The organism is Alteromonas alvinellae (assembly GCF_902705805.1).
This window is the reverse complement of sequence record NZ_CACSIH010000042.1, coordinates 33,029-49,457: the sequence shown is the minus strand read 5'-3', so window position 1 is coordinate 49,457 and position 16,429 is coordinate 33,029. Positions and strand designations below refer to the sequence as shown.

Genomic DNA, 16,429 nt, shown 5'->3' with positions numbered 1-16,429 from the left:
ATGTTTGCAAACCCGCTTATTATTATCGCTGCACTTGTTACTTGTGTGCTGATGCCTCGTGTTTCTGAGGGGGCACAAAATGGAAAATATTCTGAAGAGAAAAATAACTTCTTTTCAATTGGTAATGTGCTTTTAAAGAATGAGTGCAATCCCTCTTGCCCAAAAGGTGCACTAAAAGCATTAGGAGGAAAAATTGAATTTAGAGAATTTATTCTAAACGATGGTAATTTAACTGGCAGGGGTACGATATACTATGAAGGCAGACAATATAATGCAATATTAGATAATGGCATTTTCACATCTTCCCCTACCTTTTTGTTTGACTCCTACTCAACGCAAGTTGATAAATTTGAGGGGCAGTTAAAAAGAATATATGACCCTCTTTGGAAAACTCATTTCTATGGATTTGATGAGGGAACCTATACCGCTGCCGTAGGGGCTAAGTACACAGGCCAGTTTTTCATGATACCAACTATGGATTTGAAAAGTGGAAATGGTTGTCTTTTATTCGATACTCATGAAGAGTTTAAGGAGGATGTTTACGTCTCTGTCTTGAATTTCCATATACAACATTCAGTCCCGACTGAGAGAACAGGTTGTATAAAGGTTAATTTAGTTTTTGTTGGAAAAATTGAGTACAAGGGGCAAACTGAGATCGGTTTTTTCGCACAGGAAGATCTTGGACTCGGACAAAGATTGAAACTTAGAACAGCAAATGAAGATACTATTGAGCTTTTTTTGACTGAAAGTAATCAGGTCCGACAAAAATTTTTAGTATTTAACCATAAGAAAGAGAGAGAGAGGCAGCGAGAGCAAAACAGAAGCATTGACATACCATGGGGTAAAATTTTTTCATTAGCTGTTGGAGTCACCATAGCCTCAACCTCCGACCTAAGTTCGGATAGAAAAGCTGAATTTTTAAGTTCTTACACAAAAGATGTCATGGGCGGTACAACATCTAATTTACAATCCCTTCGACGTAAATATTCTTCAAAATCTCAGAATTTGTACGACGCTTTTGGCATTTCAAAGAAAAATTTTGATGAAGGGCAAACGAAGATTGAACAGTTAAGCAAAAGTACAGGGCAATATAATCCGTTCAAAGTAATTAGTGATCTAGACGCTAACACAAATCAAATGATTGCTGACTTTAATGCATCTCAGCAACGACAAAAACCGGGTGCATATGGATGTAAGGCAGGTACTGTTTGGAATCAAGAATACGGACAGTGCGTGGTCTATCAGCCTAAACTTAGGGATTGTGATAAGATTGACGGGCGAATGTATGGAAGAAATCCGTGTGCCACGATAGTAAGAAATGATGACACTAAAGAGATGATGCCTGTTCCTAGGGCAGATGAAATGGCGAATCATAATCAAAACACCAACCGAAATTCTCAGAGCGGACCAACAAATAAACCTCGAAAAATGACTTGTCCGTCAGGTAAGCGACTAGATAGTTATGATGGGCGCTGTAAGACATTCAATGAATATGATGTCGACCAAGAAATCCGAACCGCACGCAATAATAATCCACAATGCAGGGGGCACCTTGTTTATGACAGGCTCGAGCAAAAATGTGTTGCTGAAAATCAGTTGAGAAATAAATTGCTCAAGCAACTGAATAATCAAGACGCCCCTACGAGTAAAAAGACAAACAGGCAGCAATATACGAATAACAAGCAACAAACTAAACGCGGAAACGGTAACCCGCCACCGAAAAATGAAGAGCTAGTTAACGATAGTGGAATAGTTTTGGCTTGGCAAAACTCCCGTGGGAGTTGGTTTGGCTGTGGGCCGGTGCAGTGCACAAGCGTCGGTGAAGAAAAACTAGAGGAGGTACTCGATTATGTGGCCACCTCTCGCCAACCACTTAGATATTGGGACGAGTACGGGCGCTGTAAAAGGTATATTGTGACATCAGGAGTGGAGTCTTATAGTCATAACAGCGCTTGGGTGTACAAACATGCGATCTGCAAATAACTTATTGGTTGAGTGTCCTATGGCGCTCACTCAACCTGCTGCAAATTATGTAGAATAATCGTTAAACGCAAAAGCTATAACGTCCGCTTTACGCCTTGAGTTCAATCAATGGGCGCAACACATCGGTTAAATTTCTCTGCTGGTGTTTCATAGTCTAACGTTTTTCTTGGTCTTTCGTTAAGTTGTCTCGCTACACTGCTAAGTTTTTGTTGGATGTGTACTGATAAGTCGGTACTTTTTGGAAAATACTGCCGATGGTAACTCATTTCGTTAGTGGCAGTTGCGTACGTATTTCGGACGGTCGCTTTTTGGTGGCGCTAGGTGGCAAGTAAGGGATATTAGGGGATTTATTGTAAATCAATTTATAAGCCCACTGATAATAAGCAACAGTAGTCCAGTTGTTTTTCTTTTCTAGACTTTTATTTTAATCTTGCTGACTATTCGATGAACCACTAGCATTAGCGAAAACTGTTTCTAAGGTGATTTTTATGAAACTAACAAGCTGGTCTGCCGTTTTTTGTTGTCTATTCTTTGCCGTAGAAACGTTTGGTCAGTACCAAACTGGTCTAAACGGCGAATTTCTGAATGAATCTGAATCTCAGACTTACAAGCAAACCAATACTTTTCATAATTCAGATGTTGTGTGGGCGGTAAATGTAGGTGGTAAGGATTACATTGGGCTAGACGGTATACACTATAAAGCTGAACAGTATGTTAGTGGTGGAATTCGGGGTGAAATAGATAAAATTTTAGGCTCTCAGGATAGCGTTTTGTATCAATCATATAGAGAGGGTGATGTCGCTATCGACTATCCTCTCGAAAATGGTGAATACAATATAGTTTTTCATTTCGCAGAGCCCTTCGATATTGACATGGACGGACGTTTGTTCGATGTAATTGCGCAAGACGAGCTGGTAATAAATGATTTGAATGTTCGCCTTGCACGGGATGGCAAGCATAAGTCAGGTTTGGTCACTGCTGTTTCAAACGTAAAAGTGACTGACGGAAGATTAAAAATAAGGTTTGAAGCAACGACAGGAAAGCCAATTTTGAGTGCGCTCGTTGTGCGCAAAACAAATGATGACACCAGAAAATGGAACTTGATTTGGTACGATGAGTTTGAAGGTAATAGTCTCGATGAGAGCAAGTGGTCGATAGATGTTTGGCCAGCATTCAAAGTTAATAGCGAAGACCAAGCTTATACTGCTAGAGCGAAAAATATCAGACTTGCTGATGGCAAGTTGATTATTGAAGCTCACAAAGAGGACTTCGAAGGCGCTGCATATACCTCAGGCCGCATTCATTCAAAAGGCAAAGGTGACTTTCTCTACGGCAAAGCCGACATCCGCGCCAAACTTCCCCTTGGGCAAGGCACTTGGGCTGCGATATGGATGCTACCAAGCGATCCTTACAAATATTCTACTACATGCAGACCCAATGAGGATTGGCAGGGAAGCAGAACCTGTGATGCGTGGCCAAATTCTGGGGAGATAGATATCATGGAGCATGTTGGCCATGACATGGGAACAGTATGGGGAACTGTTCATAACAAGGCCTATTATTGGATAAACTGGGAACAGAGAAAGGGCAGTATTATTCAAGAGGATTTGGATAAAAGATTTCACCTCTATTCAGTTGAATGGACACCGGACCATATACATATATTTCTAGATAACAAGCTATATTTCACTTACATAAACGAGGGAACTAGTTGGAAGGCTTGGCCTTACGACCATCCATATCACCTTATTTTAAACTTAGCTATCGGTGGAAACTGGGGAAGAGCAGGCGGGCCAATTGACGACAATATATTTCCTGTTCAAATGGAAGTTGATTATGTGAGAGTGTATCAGCTAGCTGAATAAGGTTTAAAGACTAATCAAAAGCCACCTTAACAGCGATAACGTCTGCGTTTTGCTGAATGCAAGATATTGTTCTGTAGCTCTGTCGACTAATGGTTACGTATTATGTGGAGCTTGTATAAAAAATTCTGACAGTCAGATTGAAGCCACAGATCTGCCGTATGCTCGAAGAAACAAGAACGGCATGAGCTTTTTATTTGCTGCACAAAGGTGGCTTTGCGGCGAAAGCGTCATTTGAAATCAGAGTACTAAACTAATCATTGAATGTCCGCTCCTTGTCTGAAACTGACCAGCACAATAGCTTTGTCAAATGTCCGCTTCACGCTCATAGCTACCTGTCAGTTAGAGTCTAAACCTATTCATCGAAACTTTCAGATCAGATATGAGCTACTACACTTCAGGCTACTACACTTCAAGCTCCAGTGAAGAAACTTCTTTCATACTTTCACCATTGCTTGAACTGGTAACATAATTATCTACAGAGCTGTAAAGTAAACGTTGGTGGTTCGCCAATAGGCAATAACGATTTCAATGCCAATCCAGATAAAACAACCTGCTGCATTAGGCGTAGATTGCAGGACCTATTCGTGCCTTCCTTAGGTGAATAAAATCTATCTGTTTTTCAGAGCATAAAAATTTAAAGCTATTCGCTATACTTTTTTACAGCAGATAGTAGTTCTTTCAGTTTACTACTAGGGCTGTGTCTGAGCTTTGCTTTGCTTAAAATCTTATTGATTTCTCGTATTAGGCTAGTGTCTTCAAAATCCTTCTTCACTTGCTCCTCAACATCCTGAAGAACGCCCATTTCCTCCATTGCGAAGTCAACATAACCTAGCAGTGAGTCGTGATGTGCGTGACCAGTTAGTTTAATTACTTTTTTCGTAACGAATGCGTCTAGCCCTACATTGTAGTTGCTGGTACTTTCCAGCAGTTTTGCTAAACGTGATTTCACTTGTTTAGTGATATATCTGTGACGGAATAGATGAGGCGATGCTGGCTCAGTTATCTTCGCTTTCTTTTTAATTTCACTGAAGAGGCGAGATATGCCTTTGGGAGTCATTGGTTTGCCATTTTCATTGATAAATATTTTTTTATGCTCATAGCTTAAGCTTCCTTCAGCAATTTTTTTTTCCACCAAAGGATTTCGTGTGTTTTGCATGAAATTAAATAGTTGCTCAATGGTACTGTCTGGTACGGGAATTTCTCTAGAAGTACCATCATTTTTACCTTTTGTTGTTATGACTTTTAAACGAGCCACTTTGCTTTGTTGTAGTTTATTGTATGCTTCAATAACAAAGCCTGTTGTTATTGTCGCTAGTTCGCTAACACGCACGCCTGTTTGTTCCAGTACTTCCAGTATGGTCTCCCAACGATCATGAATAAATGGGTTGTCGCTGTATGCATAGCCAGCTTCGTAAAGTTTATCTATTACAGCGTCAGAAATTGGCCTTCTGGGTACGTAATTTTGATAGGGCAGTAATGCAGGGTGATCAACAGTCTTAAATGTGCGCTTTTTCCCACTGAAAGACTGAGTAAATTCGCGATAGGTAACGTTAATTTTTGCTTCTTTTTCTTCATCATCACTGATGACTCCCGCAGGTATAAAGTGGCTTTCTTGTAACCAGAGTAATAGTTTTAAAGCACGAATTATTAGCTTGTTTATCTGATTATTCTGCGGTGGATTGCGATTTTTTTTCTTATCTAAAAGATATTCTACATAATCAAAGATTGTTTGATCGGTACATTCGCTGAGTATAATAGGTGTGTTTAAACCGTCGAGGTATTGGATGAATCTACTGAGAGATCTTGCTTCATCCATTAATGTTGATGGTTTTATTTTGTTCTCTTTAGATAAATAGCGCTCAATACAATAATCAGTAACGTACCAACATACACTACCGTTGCTATGTAGTACAAGAGGCATCCCTTTATATGCGTCTGCTGTCTTAAAGTTATGGGGAGTGTAACCAGAGCGATAATCATGGCGACATGAAGAGTCTGTTTTCAGTATGTTTTGAAATGGCATATCTAGTTCTTGTCCGAGACTAGAGTTAATCCAAAGTGATCTTTATGTCTTTGAATTGCATCTCGATGTCGCTGAGCTAAATGCTCAGCGTCCTTGGTTTTGTTGAGTAAATCTAAGTACATTCCTCTTAGTTGAATAAGGTCATTGGTGAGAACTTGTATTTGACGGTTTAAGTGCCTATTTTCCTGTTCCAACTTCGCTTTTGTACGTGATTTTGGTGATTTGTTGCTATTTGACTCAGGTAAGCCAGTGTGAGTATTTTCTTTTTTTGCTAAACCTTGAACTACCTGCCTTTGGTGAGCAGCGTAGAGCTTCATTTGTTTTTTTAGCTCTTCCCAAAGCTCTTTCTGTTTTTTTGCCGCATTTAGTGAGATCTTTTCGAATATCCCTGAGGTGTAATTACACATTTTTTTATCGCTGTGATAAGCAATGAACCGTTCTGGTGCAATCCCCCTTGTTTCTAGGCGCTTCAGTAACCTTAGTCGTAATTCCAATTGCTTGATTGTTCTATATTTACCTCGCTGGGAAACATGAAGGTTGGTTATTTTACGCATCATCTACCTCCAAAAAGAGCAGTTCCTCGTGATCAGTAAAGTGCTTTGTAATTCGGGCACCAGATTCGAAAATCTGAGTTAGGTAATTTTCCAGTTGTGGCTTGGGAATGATTTTTAAATCATCAACTTGAAAGTGTTGCTTAACTTTTTGACGAAGCTCTGGCAATTGGTCTTCGTTATTGTCATCAGACATTACTGTAGTTGTGTATCTGGCTTCTTCCTCTGACATTTCTGAACCAGAAATATCTTCTGATATATATCGCATTGTTTCTTCGGGAGAGACATGTCCCATAAACCATGACAGTGCAGCAAGGTTTGAAAATTTATTGTGCCAAAAATAAGTGATGGCGAAGAATCGTCTTAACTGGTGTGTGCGCAGATACCAGCGGCGAGTTTCAGGATAACCGCTTTCTATTGGTGTTATCTGAACAATGTCTGCGAAAAACGTGAGTAGTTTATATAATGTACTCTCAGACATGTTTCTCAATTTGTTACTTGCTCTGGATACATCGACTGAAGATTTAAATAGTGGTATGAAATCATTGCTACTATTTCCTATTAGATATTCAGGGGTAATATCCGTTAGTAAGTCTGTCGCCATCTTTACTACGTCAGGAACTGGTCGGCCTATTAATGCTAAACGTTCTGCCGGACTAGCTTTTTCCAATCCAAAAACCAGCTCCCAGCCACCATCAAAGGAAGGGCGGATACACTCATCTGTGAGCGAAAGAACCTCGTCAATCCGCTTGCAGGCAAATGTACCTATTACTATGTAACAAGCTGCTGTAAGGCAATCAACGGCCTCTTCTACAGTAAAATTTTTGCGTTTGAATGATATAGGTTTGTTAGTAGCGTTGCGGTTGTAGCGTTTAATATTGAGCTCTTGGGCTGTTTTATTATCTGGAATTTTGATTTGTTTACAGTAGTGATCTTTTCTGCCTGTTGTCTTTTCAAACATTCTTAGCAATTGTTGGTCACAATCTTTTTTAAGGCAAACAATGTCACTACCAAAATCTACAATATACTGAATCGAATGATTCAAATACTCTAGAGCGGTTTGTACAGGTATTGTCTTAGTTCTTCCTTTGGGAGTTGCACTTAGAGACTCTGCAATCTTATTGGTTTTAAAATTAGCCGCCCATTCAAGCCCTTTCAGTTCTGGTAGCAGGTGAGAGAACTTTCCTAGTGTTTTCCAACCGGCATGAAGTGCGGATAATGTAGATTCAGATACTGGTTTATTAGCAGCTTCTTCATATAGCACGGCTTCAGTATCTGTAAATTCACCTGCACGATTATTATTTGCATATTGCTCAAGTGGTTTTGCTCTAAAGTCTTTGAGTGAATAAATCGCACGGTGGCTTTTTAGATAATCATTTTTTTTGGTTAATTCTGCGAAGACCTTTTGGAAATCAATCGAGCCGTCTTTTTTTTTGTGATAATTTTTCAAGTTGCCTTTTTTCTGCTGTCTGGCGAGAAAGTCTTTTGCTAGTCTTACTCTTCCATCGACGTGCTCAGCGCCGAATATTGCTAGTGAATTGTAAATATCGAAGTCTAATTCACTTAAGGCACTAAAACCCATTACCGTTAAGTCGATGTTGTGTGATACAGCAAACTTTACAATGATCTTTAAGCTGCGAGCGAGATCGTATTGTTGTTGAAATCTAGTGATTACAGTGTCGGTTGTATATTCAGCATACGCTCCTGTACGCATCAGAAATACTAACTTTTTAACCGACTCTGAAACGAGTTTATACTTATCATCTGATAGCTTATAACCGTCAGGCAATATGTCGTCGAAGCAGATTGTTTTTGGTTTACTCTTATCTGTTCTAATTCGCCATACATCATCACTAGTTTTTGACAGCAGCCAGTCTGCTTGCCATTCAGAAAACGGATGTTCCGCCAAATCGGGAAAGTGCTTTTCAAAGAGGTATTCGTTGATCATACCTTAAACTCCGCTGGTGTCCGGTTATAAAGATCAATTCCTTTCTTTATTACCAGCTTTTGTCCACGCGTGCCGGAAGCCTTAATTTTATTAAACAAAGATGTAGCCACTGATGCCCATTTCGTGAGCTTATCTAGTGGCTGTTTCCCGTCTGATAATATAGAGTTGTGTGCGCTGTAGGCTGCATAAAGTAACGCTATATTGGATTCTGTAAGTATAACAGTGTAGGTAGTTTGCTCTTCATCCGCCTGATCGTTATTGATGTTTTCTCCTAATATCGACCAATTTAAGTCTTGCTCTTTGAGTTGTTCTAAATACTCACTCAACTCTCTAGGGTTTTTCAGGCCCAGAGCTTGCTGTTGATAACTGGAGCTATCTGTCGCTACCGTAATAAGTATATGCTGAAAGGCTCTGATATGCTTTGTATAGAGCATAACTTGTAATTCAAATGGTAGGTAGTTCTTTATGGCTACCTTAGTTGTATTACCCAAATACAATGCTGCTGCACGAGGATCTCCACCAGAATCAAACCATTTTAAAACGCCTTCTGTTTTTCTTACCTTAGCAAGGTTTGGTTGTGTACTGATGAGCATAGTTAAATTATCAATCTCTTCTTCATTCTCTTCAGACTCAGCTTTAGAAAGCGCATTTTGAATAACACGATGAAATCCTTGTTTGAAAGCCGTAGCTGAGACAGGGTGGACTTCTCCCTGCTTGCTGGTTGAATCGTGAATAAATAAGAGGTCTGCTTTGTCTGGCTCTATTAACGTTCTGTGATGCAGTGTCGCCTCTAATAGGTACAAGAAACAAAACTCAGCATTTATTTTATGGGAGTCTGATTTAATAAATTTTTGTATTCTCTTTTTAGCCCTCGGTTTGTCATAACTAAAGATAAAAGCGTTATCATTTTTGTCTGACGTTAGGTAGAAGGTGACGTTATTACGAGAGTCTTTTATTTTGAGTTTATAGAGGCTTTCAGGGTTAACGCCTGTTTCAATAACTATAATGATCGCGCAGGCAGCAGCTAGATCTGACGATATCCCTAGGTATTCTGATAAGCTTGTTCTGCCTTCGAATCGATACAAATGGTTATTCGCACCGGGAAACTGTCTACTCAGCATTCCGTTGTGCTTGAAGTGTAAATACGAAACCAGATTTTTAAGCCCTTCGTTATCAGCTAACTTGTCTGAAAATAGGCTTGGCGTCTGCCCTCGCTTATGTTCTTGTGATCTGTCTAATAGGTCTGGATCATCAAATATGCTACTATCAGCTGATGCTATAAAGCCTTCGCCATTAGTAAATCTTTTGTAAGCGCTTGCTACGTAGTTTCTAGCGATCTTTAACAGTAAATTTCGATTGGATCTTACGTGTTCAATGAATACAGATAAGTAATCCTTATCATCTATGTTTTGGATTAATGGTAGTGATTTTTTTGCTAAATCTGACTTCCATTTTTTTGGGTTTAGTGCACCTAAAACTGGATTGACTTCGATGTCTCTGAGTAACTCTTTGGAAATTTTAAGGTTTGGGGGGAGGTGTACTTTGGGAAGCGCTCGCGCTGACATTAAAGTTCTTAATAGCCCACGTAAAGCTCTCATATCATCGTTAATACTGCTAACTTCTTTTGTTTGTTGGCGAAACGTAAAATCTCGAAAGTGAACAAATGAACTCACTAAATTACCTGCGTTGATTTTTTGGTAATGCTCTAAGGAAAAGCTGGAATAATCTGAAAACACCTTTCGTTTACGTTGGCGGTAAGAGTAACTGTTTTTATTTTTCAGGCGCTCAAGAACAACATCGATCTTTTCGTTGTAGGAGTCAAATATACGTTCAAATTTTGCCAATTTCTTATTCCTTAATTTGAGAGCTGATTATTGGCTTCTTTGTGACATGTGTCAAGTAGAGTCTACAGTTTTGCTGTTTCCGTGTTTTGTTTAATTTCATAATTTTATTGGATTTATTTTTACCTGATATATTTAATGATGGATGTGCTATGTAGAAAAATTTGCAGGCACGTCTAATGTCGCAAGCATTGCGTAAGCTAACTGCAAACATTAAGCGTTCAAATACACTGTGTATCTTCATTAACCAAATTCGTATGAAGATTGGTGTTATGTTTGGTAACCCAGAAACTACAACCGGTGGTAACGCGCTTAAGTTCTACTCTTCTGTTCGTCTAGACATTCGCCGAATTGGTGCAGTTAAAGAAGGCGACGAGGTAGTCGGTAACGAAACTCGCGTTAAGGTAGTGAAGAACAAAGTTGCACCTCCGTTTAAGCAAGCTGAATTTATGATCCGCTACGGTGAAGGTATCAGCAAAGAAGCTGAGCTTATCGACCTTGGTGTTAAGCAAAAGCTAGTTGATAAAGCGGGTGCTTGGTATAGCTACAAGGGCGACCGCATTGGTCAAGGTAAAGCGAACGTAATGAAGTTCTTGAAAGAGAACCCTGAGATCGCAAACGAGATTGAAACCAAGATCCGCCAAGAACTTTTGCTTTCTAAAACAATGAAAGCAGAGGAAGCGATACCTCAGCAAGAAGACGATGTGCTCCCTGAGTAAAATTAACGCTTAACTGCATACTAAGAACCCACCGCTAGGTGGGTTTTTTTATGGCTTCATCAAGGGGTATATTAAGAAATATTTACTAACACTTAATGTGTGGCTGAAACTTGTACAACAAATAAAAACAAGGAATGCTGTAATAAATTTTTGTAAATACAGACTACTAGGATGCAATGGCTATCGCAGCCTAAGCTGGTTAAGTACGCTAAAACAATTTTAAACAATTAAAACGGCATAATTTGCGGCTACAGCAAAGCAAGCCTACAGCAATAATGAACGGTGCTACTGTTCACACGTGAGAAGAGGGAAGGGAAATGATTGAAATATCAGGCCTTGCTAAGCGCTTTGAGGTGGAGAACCCGAAAAAGCTTAGCGAACAGGAAAAAAAGGACCCGCGACTAAAAGGACGCTATTTCCAATCGGTAAGGGATGTGTCGTTTACTTGCGAAAAAGGCCAAGTACTTGGGCTGTTAGGGCCAAATGGAGCAGGCAAAACAACCACACTTCGCATGCTTTCAACAGCACTAAAGCCTGATAGCGGGAAAGTTATTATTGGTGGTGAGGATGTGCTTTCTAACCCTAATATTGCACGTAAAAAAATTGGCTTTTTATCTAGCTCAACGGGCCTTTACGGTCGTTTGAGTGGCCGAGAGAATATTAGCTACTTCGGTGGGTTGCATGGTATTCCAAAAAATGTGATTAACGCGCGTATTGAAGAGTTAGCTGATTTACTCGATATGCAAACCTTCCTTGATAGACGAGCCGAGAATTTCTCATCAGGGATGAAGCAAAAAGTTTCTATTGCTCGCGCTGTTATACACGAGCCTGAACTAGTGGTACTTGATGAACCTACTACCGGCCTTGATATTATGGCAACCAGTACCGTGATGGAATTTATTCAACGCCTTAAAGATAAAGGTACCCCAGTTATTTTCTCTACTCACCATCTTGATGAGGTGCAAACCCTTTGTGACAAGGTGACCGTGATTAACCAAGGTGAAACGGTATTTAACGACTCGCTAGCTGCCTTCAGCGCTTTGTCTGGTAATGACGGGGCTGGCGGGCAAATGCATAAGAGCTTCCTAAAAACACTATCAATGGATTCTGAGGAGATGGGCAATGTGGTTAATCTTTAAAAAGGAATTCAAAGAGCTATTACGGGATAAGAAAACCATCATATTCATGATTGGTTTGCCGCTTTTGTTATTCCCAGCGATTTTTGGTGTCGCGTTCTTTTTCATGAGTTCAGCGGCGGATAAAGCGGAAAACAAAGTACTGAAATACGCGATAGTGGGTGAATCTTACGCGCCTGCAATTGTGCAGTCTTTTAATGACGCATCTGATAAGTTCGAATCGGTTGCGATTGGCGATGAGACTGACTACGCCAAACTCATCAAAAACGAAACACTAGATTTTGTTTTGGTTATTCCCGAAACCTTTGATAGCGATGTTTTGCGTTCAGGTCAGCATAAGATTGAGCTTTATCTCAACGATGCTGGTCTTAATAAGGTGATGGGGCGTGTATCCGACATCATTGATGAATATACCGATGCTTTCCAGCAGACCGCCTTTGCGCAGCTTAATCTAGATGAAACTCAGCAAGAGGCCTTGCTAAAGCCTATCAAGATAGAAAAGCAAAATGTCGCCGACGACCGCGAAGTGTGGGGTGAACGCTTAGGCGGTATGCTGCCATATTTCATCTTCATCTTGTGCCTTCAAGGCGCCATGGCCCCAGCGGCTGACTTAGGTGCTGGTGAGAAAGAGCGGGGTACGTTAGAAACATTACTTATATCGCCGATGGACCGTCATAAGCTGGTACTGGGTAAATTCTTTACTATCGCTACTGCGGGTATAATTACAGCGCTTATTACCGTTTCTTCCATGGCCATATGGGGGCTGGTGTTATCGCAAGGCATGGCCGTCGAGTTTGTGGTTAAGATCATGTCGATGATTGGTCTTGTAGACTTCTTGCTGATCTTCCTAATGTTGGTGCCGGTTGTGGCAGTGTTCGCCGCTATTCTGCTTTCACTTTCAATTTATGCTCGTTCATTTAAAGAGGCGCAAAGCTACATGGGGTCGTTAATTATGGTGGTTATTTTCCCTGTAATTATAGCCATGATGCCGGGTGTAGAGCTTAAAGGTGGCTGGGTTTGGGTACCGCTGACTAACGTTGCTTTGGCGATGAAAGAGCTGTTCAAAGGTACCATGGACTACTTTGCGCTGTTTGGCATATTTACGTCTACCGCAGTGATTGCAACCGGACTTATTTTCTTCTGCATCCATTGGTTTAACAAAGAAAAGGTTCTGTTTAGATAACAAAGCTGCTTACCTAGCATTCTTGTAACAAGCCCGCTAAACGCGGGCTTATTATTTATTTGAGCAAGGCTTTTTATGTGGTGGACAAAATTGATACTCGAAGTGCAGGTTCAATACGCTTTAGTTTTGTGTTTACTACACTTCAAAGTCGATACGCTTGATAATTCCCTCCCAACCGGGAGGGATTTTTCCTTGAAGGACATAAGAATAGGCGAGTAACTCGGCAATTACATAATATAGCGATTCAGGGATATCTTGCCCCACATCGAGGGTAGCGAGGACTTCGCTTAAGTAAGGGTCTTCGTGAATTAATATCCCGGTTTCTTCAGCCATGGCTATAATGGCTTCCGCCAAATCTCCATAGCCTTTCGCAACCACTTTAGGTGCGTTTTTCTTATCGCCGCCGTCATATTTTAGGCCGATGGCACGTTTTGTCTTTTGCGAATCAGTCATAAACGCTTTACCTAAACCCTAGTTTCAAAGATTTGATGAGGGCGCGAATTTAATGTGTCCGGTATGTGGCCTCGCTGGTAGCTGGTGTTTTCAACAACCAGGCCGAGGGAAGTAAGACGTTTTTGCAAATAGGGTAGGGTGTCTCCGATACGTTTAAGTACTTCATCGTTCGATGCATATAAGTCTAAAGTAATGGTGCTTTTATCAATTTTAGATTTTGCCAACACTTGTCCGCTGTCACCAATATCCAGTTTCATCGTGATATTCCAAAGAGAACGTTGGCCTGCTTGTGCGTGCTTATTGTTCTGGCCACCCTGCTCTCGTTTTATCAAGAGTTCTGGTGGACTTTGATGTTGTGAAAGTGATGGCAATATATAAAAGAAACTATCTTGCCCTTGAATACGGTTATCTACATTAGCAATTTTGTTTTGCTGGTGGCTACTTAGCAGCGTTTTAAGTTGAGAAAGCAGCTGTTGTCGGCCGTCTAGCTGGTTCATGTCTTGGCTAACGCGACTTGGTTGAGTCGTTACCCCCATATTCGCTAACGTTTTTGAAACGATAGAGTCAGGCGCATCTATTTGCGTTTTTAAGCCAGGCTGGCGCTGCATGGCACGCCCCGCTAGTGCTAATTGAACCAAAGCAACCAACCCTTGAACAAAGCTGGAAGCGTTGACGGGCGAGGTTAAGTTTATTGGTGAGGTAACCAGCGCCTGTGAGGATATCAGCTGCTGCAAGCGTTGCGACAATCCTTGCTCGTTCATATCGAGCGCTAGTTTTTTCGCGCCGTTTTTTAATTCGCCGACAGCGCCTACGTTCTCACCAGCTACACTTTCGTTTGTTTTTGAGCCGGCTAGACTGGTGGGGCTATCTGAAATCACAGATGACATCTCTGCGCCTTTACTTTGTGTAGCCGCAAGTTGCGCTGCAATATTACTCAGTAAGCTATTTGATAAGCCTTTGGCCTGTGTGCTTAATGCTTGCGCGAGAGAGGTAAATGACACAAGTGAAGGCTTACTTCCACTGTCTTTTCCTTGCATGCCAATAGTCTCGGATGACATGGTATCTTTTCCGTCAGTCAGAGAAGCTTTTGCCGTTGCTAGCAGTTGTTCACTGGAAGGCTTAGGCGGGCCGACAAACTCTCCATTAGATATTTTAACTTGCGAAGGTTTCGCGTTGAGTGCATCAAGACCTTTTAGGAGCTGCAAAATTTTATCGAAATGCTGGGCTCCATGTGCTTGAGTAGCGCCGCTGCCGGGCGGTAACTTTCCATTCTCAACAATAGCAACGAGTTGGCTTAATGCTTGGCTGGTACTGCCTGTTTGGCTCAGTAATACCCGAGAAAGTGTACTAATCGCGTTGTGTACGTCCGTTCCTTTAAGCGATGTGGGAGCCGCTGCTTTTAGGTTTGTAATGGATGAAGAGGCTTCGAGCGAGCGATTTCCCGTGACGGCATCGAGCCCTTTCGCCGTCACTTTTGGTAATTGTGAAAGGTTAAGTTTATTTACCTGCTCCAGATTCAAAGTTGGAGCCGAAAGGGAAGGGGCCTTGCTCTGCGGTAAACTTATTTGTAATAACGCACTTTGTTGCGCAGTGCGAATTGAGAGTTTGCTACCCATTAAGGTTAACGCAGAAAGCACTTTTAACGCGCTGGTGTCTGCACCTGAACTTTGTAACAGCGCGCTTAGGCGAGGCGGGTTGCTCAAGTTATGCTCTACGGCTACGCCACCTTGCGTAAGAGCGCTGGAAATAAGCTGTTGCTGTAAGTTGGTACTTACGTTTTTATGGGTTATAACGGCGAAGTTATTGTGGTTGGCCCTTGGAGTGGCGCTTTCATTGGAAAAACCTTGAGAGATTTGCAGCGCGATTCCACCGTTGCTAGCTCGGCTTAGTCCTATAACGACCTGCTGGCCGACCAGCTTTTGAAGCGCTGCTTTCGCCGTGCTATCCAGCTTTTCAGTGTTTATGTCTGTAAGAGCAACAACCTCGTTTTTAGCCGTAGTGAGCAAGAGCTGCCCGAAGCTTTCATTTTTTGTAGAAATAGAAAGTTGACCTTTCAGGGTAACGGCGGCGTTATTTGCAGCAAGCGCTTGTGCCACAGCTTTCAGTAATTCAGCTTTATCAGGCGCAGACAATGACGCGCCTTGTTGAGACAAACTTGTAGAAAGGAGTATTGCAGATTGAGCGCTTAACTGACTTTGAGAAGCATTTTGAACACTTTTCGTTTCTGGGTTTGAAATCTGGTCTGAAGTTTGGGGCAGAAGAGCAATTTGCGCATTATGAATAGCGTGTTTGGAGAGTTTAGCGCTAACTTCTGCGGGTAAGACAACGTTAAGTACTTGAGCTGCTGACGATATATTATTTGGTGTAACCGTTATCGATAGCACTCGTTCAGGCAAGCGTTCAACTATCACTTTCGCCGCATTGTCTAAAACGGTAGCCTGCGAAAGCGCAGCGTTGGCAATCACAGGCGTTGCTCCTCGACTAGATCCTTGAGTAGCGGCATCTGTAGACGATAAAGCGGCCGAGACAGGCGACGTCGGGCCAGTTGTTTGATTTAGAGCGGCTGCCAATAGAGATGATAGTGGTGTTGTCATAATTGAGATATCGGCAATGTCGCGCTTTTCCTTACTTATTTAAGTATAGCAAAGCTCTGTTTGGCAGTTTCGTTATTGACCAGTTGATAAGATGAAGCAAAAGAATTCATCCTTAAGGCGGAGGGATAACACT

At 41.4% G+C, this 16,429-nt stretch carries 10 protein-coding genes and 2 pseudogenes; 5 read left to right on the top strand and 7 right to left on the bottom strand.

Annotated features, from left to right (window positions below; genetic code table 11):
• Positions 1-1,983, top strand: a complete 1,983-nt coding sequence (locus tag ACX5KA_RS03270; RefSeq protein WP_458730386.1) for a hypothetical protein — start codon at positions 1-3, stop codon at positions 1,981-1,983.
• A gap of 101 nt (positions 1,984-2,084) precedes the next feature.
• On the opposite strand, the pseudogene ACX5KA_RS03265 reads toward ACX5KA_RS03270, so the two are convergent.
• A pseudogene (locus ACX5KA_RS03265) lies at positions 2,085-2,237 on the bottom strand (IS30 family transposase); the annotation flags it as partial.
• A gap of 234 nt (positions 2,238-2,471) precedes the next feature.
• On the opposite strand from ACX5KA_RS03265, the gene ACX5KA_RS03260 reads away from it, so the two are divergent.
• A complete protein-coding gene (locus ACX5KA_RS03260) occupies positions 2,472-3,848 on the top strand; it encodes a family 16 glycosylhydrolase (RefSeq protein ID WP_458730385.1) in 1,377 nt (458 codons plus the stop codon).
• Positions 3,849-4,488: 640 nt separating this feature from the next.
• Here the strand turns inward: ACX5KA_RS03260 and ACX5KA_RS03255 are convergent.
• Genes ACX5KA_RS03255 through ACX5KA_RS03240 form a run of 4 tightly spaced genes read right to left on the bottom strand, consistent with a single transcriptional unit; the run spans position 4,489 to position 10,214 of the window.
• On the bottom strand, positions 4,489-5,871 hold the full coding sequence (locus ACX5KA_RS03255) for a tyrosine-type recombinase/integrase (protein WP_458730384.1): 1,383 nt from the start codon (positions 5,869-5,871) through the stop codon (positions 4,489-4,491).
• Between the two features lie 2 nt (positions 5,872-5,873).
• On the bottom strand, positions 5,874-6,428 hold the full coding sequence (locus ACX5KA_RS03250) for a hypothetical protein (RefSeq protein WP_458730383.1): 555 nt from the start codon (positions 6,426-6,428) through the stop codon (positions 5,874-5,876).
• Positions 6,418-8,370, bottom strand: a complete 1,953-nt coding sequence (locus ACX5KA_RS03245) for a hypothetical protein (protein WP_458730382.1) — start codon at positions 8,368-8,370, stop codon at positions 6,418-6,420. The genes ACX5KA_RS03250 and ACX5KA_RS03245 overlap by 11 nt, the downstream gene beginning before the upstream one ends.
• Positions 8,367-10,214 (bottom strand): hypothetical protein, encoded by a 1,848-nt coding sequence (locus ACX5KA_RS03240; RefSeq protein WP_458730381.1) that lies wholly within the window; start codon positions 10,212-10,214, stop codon positions 8,367-8,369. Before ACX5KA_RS03240 ends, ACX5KA_RS03245 begins: the two co-directional genes overlap by 4 nt.
• Before the next feature lie 161 nt (positions 10,215-10,375).
• Here ACX5KA_RS03240 and ACX5KA_RS03235 point away from each other — a divergent pair.
• From ACX5KA_RS03235 to ACX5KA_RS03225, 3 genes and pseudogenes are all read left to right on the top strand, one after another.
• Positions 10,376-10,930, top strand: a pseudogene (locus ACX5KA_RS03235) (recombinase RecA family protein); the annotation flags it as partial.
• 317 nt (positions 10,931-11,247) lie between these two features.
• Complete coding sequence (locus tag ACX5KA_RS03230) at positions 11,248-12,069, top strand: ATP-binding cassette domain-containing protein (protein WP_458730380.1); 822 nt, start codon at positions 11,248-11,250, stop codon at positions 12,067-12,069.
• Entirely contained in the window at positions 12,053-13,249 is a 1,197-nt protein-coding gene (locus tag ACX5KA_RS03225; RefSeq protein WP_283626512.1) for an ABC transporter permease, read from the top strand. The genes ACX5KA_RS03230 and ACX5KA_RS03225 overlap by 17 nt, the downstream gene beginning before the upstream one ends.
• 135 nt (positions 13,250-13,384) lie before the next feature.
• Here ACX5KA_RS03225 and ACX5KA_RS03220 read toward each other — a convergent pair whose 3' ends face one another.
• The gene (locus ACX5KA_RS03220; RefSeq protein WP_014948509.1) at positions 13,385-13,702 is read right to left on the bottom strand and encodes an EscU/YscU/HrcU family type III secretion system export apparatus switch protein; all 318 of its coding nucleotides are present in this window, start codon (positions 13,700-13,702) and stop codon (positions 13,385-13,387) included.
• Between the two features lie 11 nt (positions 13,703-13,713).
• The gene (locus ACX5KA_RS03215) at positions 13,714-16,296 is read right to left on the bottom strand and encodes a flagellar hook-length control protein FliK (RefSeq protein ID WP_458730379.1); all 2,583 of its coding nucleotides are present in this window, start codon (positions 16,294-16,296) and stop codon (positions 13,714-13,716) included.
• Between the last annotated feature and the right edge of the window lie 133 nt (positions 16,297-16,429).

Coding starts and splice junctions, on each gene's coding strand:
- ACX5KA_RS03255 (WP_458730384.1), bottom strand. CDS start 5,871: ATGCCATTTCAAAACATACTGAAAACAGACTCTTCATGTCGCCATGAT.
- ACX5KA_RS03225 (WP_283626512.1), top strand. CDS start 12,053: ATGTGGTTAATCTTTAAAAAGGAATTCAAAGAGCTATTACGGGATAAG.
- ACX5KA_RS03230 (WP_458730380.1), top strand. CDS start 11,248: ATGATTGAAATATCAGGCCTTGCTAAGCGCTTTGAGGTGGAGAACCCG.
- ACX5KA_RS03245 (WP_458730382.1), bottom strand. CDS start 8,370: ATGATCAACGAATACCTCTTTGAAAAGCACTTTCCCGATTTGGCGGAA.
- ACX5KA_RS03220 (WP_014948509.1), bottom strand. CDS start 13,702: ATGACTGATTCGCAAAAGACAAAACGTGCCATCGGCCTAAAATATGAC.
- ACX5KA_RS03215 (WP_458730379.1), bottom strand. CDS start 16,296: ATGACAACACCACTATCATCTCTATTGGCAGCCGCTCTAAATCAAACA.
- ACX5KA_RS03250 (WP_458730383.1), bottom strand. CDS start 6,428: ATGATGCGTAAAATAACCAACCTTCATGTTTCCCAGCGAGGTAAATAT.
- ACX5KA_RS03270 (WP_458730386.1), top strand. CDS start 1: ATGTTTGCAAACCCGCTTATTATTATCGCTGCACTTGTTACTTGTGTG.
- ACX5KA_RS03260 (WP_458730385.1), top strand. CDS start 2,472: ATGAAACTAACAAGCTGGTCTGCCGTTTTTTGTTGTCTATTCTTTGCC.